Here is a 2,533-nt window from a genome sequence, read left to right as displayed (position 1 = left end):
CATTATGGCGAGGTTTTGCGTAATACACTCTTTAATCCTGAGTTGAATGACAATTTGAATGGTATCTTGTCGCTTGGTATGTTCGGCTATCTTGGAAACCTTACTTTGCAAATGCCACTTTGGTTAATCTTTATTGATATCGTAGTTCTTACTATTTTATTCCTATCAAGTAAGAAGGATTTCTTTACAAAAGATTTTGCTAATGCCTCTTGTATTCTCTTCATACTAGAGGTTCTAGCTGCTGTTACAGTAATGTATATTGCGTGGACACCAATTGTTCTTGGACAGGGAGCTAATATATCAGTTGGTGCTCAAGGACGTTATTTTACGCCATTTATCATTCTCTTGTTACCGTTAATTGCTAATACAGCTAAAGTTGATTTAGCTCGACAGAAAAGATTGAAGATAGCAACTCTGACTTTAATTGCTAATTTCTTAGTGGCTATTTATTTGATTCTTTTCCATTATTGGGGGGTATTTGCATAATTTATGACTAAGACAATTTTATTTATATCTCCGACGGGGACTCTGGATAATGGTGCCGAAATTTCTATAGTCAATCTTATGAAATTTCTTGTAAAAAAAGGTTATCGTGTATTAAATGTTTTTCCTGATTACAAGGTGCCGTCTCAAGAGGAATATCAAGTAGAACTTCAGAAAGCAGGGATTGAAACCCACGGTCTTTCAGCTGTCAAATGGTGGTGGGAAGAAGCACCGGGTGGTTCGCCAGGCAATCATTATAAGCGTATTCAAGGCTACAAGAAAAATATTAGAGACTTGAAGAGGATTATTATATCTGAAGATGTAAACCTAGTGATATCAAATACTGTGAATGTTTTCCAAGGTGCACTTGCTGCAACTTTTGAGAATGTCAGACATTTTTGGTTGATTCATGAATTTCCTGAGGGAGAATTTGGTTACTATAAAGAAAAACTTGACTTTATAGACAAGTTTTCTGATGAGATTTTTGCTGTAACAGGAGCGTTGACCGAGGATTTACAAAAGCATTTCCCAAATAGGAAGATTTATTCTTTTGCCCCCTATACTCAAATTGAAACCAAAGAAGGGGTGTCACTTGGATCCAACGACCACCATCGTATCGTTTCAGTTGGTCGCTTGACTCAGAGAAAGAATCAGCTTGAGTTGATTAAAGCTTTTCAAATGCTTAATCTAGCAGGCACTGAACTTGTATTTTTAGGTGCATGGGATGAGGATTATAAACAACTCTGTGATGATTATATTGCAGAGCATAATTTGAAAAATGTTTCATTTATGGGATATTTAGATGATCCTTGGTCAGAGATTACTGATAAGGATTTAGCTGTTTTCCCGTCGAGTATGGAGACGTTTGGTCTTGTTTATGTTGAATCTGTTTTAAATGGTATTCCAACGATTTTATCAGATAATGCGGGACATAAATCAGCCTTCGAGTATATGAATGAGCAAGGGCATATCTACCCTTCGGGGGACTTGGATACCTTAACTAGCATGATTTCAGAGGTCCTTGGTAGATTTGACCAAGAGAAACTTGAAGCAGTAAAAGCTGTTCCAAGTTTAAAAGAGAGATATTCTCTTGAGAGTGTCTATGCTAATATTACTGAAAAGATTGAGGACGATGAATTGCGTCATAAAAAAGTAAATCAGAAAGAGATCGATTTTTTAAACAACCGAAAAGCACTAACGAAAAGTGTGAAATCTGCTGTAAGAAAATTATTTCAGCTTAAAAAAATGAGTTAGAGGTTTAAATGTTTCAATGATTGAATTTATGTCTAAGAAAAAATCTTTAGTCATTTATACTATGTTTTTAATAGTATTGATCTATGGATTAAAAATTGCAAATACATCTTATGGAATGGATACCAATTGGTTTATTCAAAATCCATCAGGCTATATGAATTATTGGATAAGTATTGGACGTTTTGGCGAGGTGATTCTAAAAAAAATATTTTTGAAAGAGTTCACCAATATATATATGATAAATACCTTAACTTGTATACTTTTAGGGATAACTTCATTATATTTAACTTATCTTTTTAGTGATTATATAGAAATTAGAGAAAATAAGAAACTTTTTATAGTTCCTAGTCTATTTACTACAAGCCAGTTATTTGTTTTTCAATATTATTTTGTTCTTCAGAATTTTGAGTTTTCGCTAGCAATGTTACTGACTGTTATAGTGGCTAGTTATTGCTTAAAAGTGAGAACTTTTTCTGGATTAAAAAAAATAATCATTTATATTATCCTAATTAGCCTAATGACCTTAGTTATAGGTGTCTATCAAACATTTATTTTATTCTTCATACAGATAATTGTTGCGATGCTTTTGTTGGAATATAAGAAATCAAAATTCTCTTTTTCTGAATTAATAGTAAAAGCTTTTCCTAGTGTAATAGTTTTACTATTAGGCATAGCTTGTTATTGGTTATTAGATAGACTTATTGTCTTTGCTCTGAAAACAACACATGCTAATCACTCCTTAGGAATGATAACGTGGTTTGATAAGTCATTTGTAGATGGTTTATCAAGTTTGAGA

The 2,533-nt window shown here is 33.0% G+C and carries 3 protein-coding genes; all 3 read left to right on the top strand.

The genetic code is table 11. The annotated features are described in order from the left end of the window. On the top strand, positions 1-486 hold a 486-nt coding region (locus tag ACTHW2_RS12930; protein ID WP_442264300.1), incomplete at its 5' end, for a DUF2142 domain-containing protein. A 3-nt stretch (positions 487-489) separates the two neighbouring features. Then, a complete protein-coding gene (locus ACTHW2_RS12925; RefSeq protein ID WP_101415660.1) occupies positions 490-1,737 on the top strand; it encodes a glycosyltransferase family 4 protein in 1,248 nt (415 codons plus the stop codon). Positions 1,738-1,765: 28 nt separating this feature from the next. After that, the coding region (locus tag ACTHW2_RS12920) for a glucosyltransferase domain-containing protein (RefSeq protein WP_442264299.1) at positions 1,766-2,533 on the top strand (768 nt) is incomplete at its 3' end.

It is taken from the genome of Tissierella sp. (genome assembly GCF_052089545.1).
Classification (GTDB): Bacteria; Bacillota; Clostridia; order Tissierellales; family Tissierellaceae; genus Tissierella_A.
Note: the sequence above shows the minus strand (reverse complement) of the source record. Positions and strands in the feature narration are given on the sequence as shown.

Bases quoted from the DNA above. Each gene is read 5' to 3' on its own strand.
- ACTHW2_RS12925 (WP_101415660.1), top strand. From the start codon at position 490: ATGACTAAGACAATTTTATTTATATCTCCGACGGGGACTCTGGATAAT.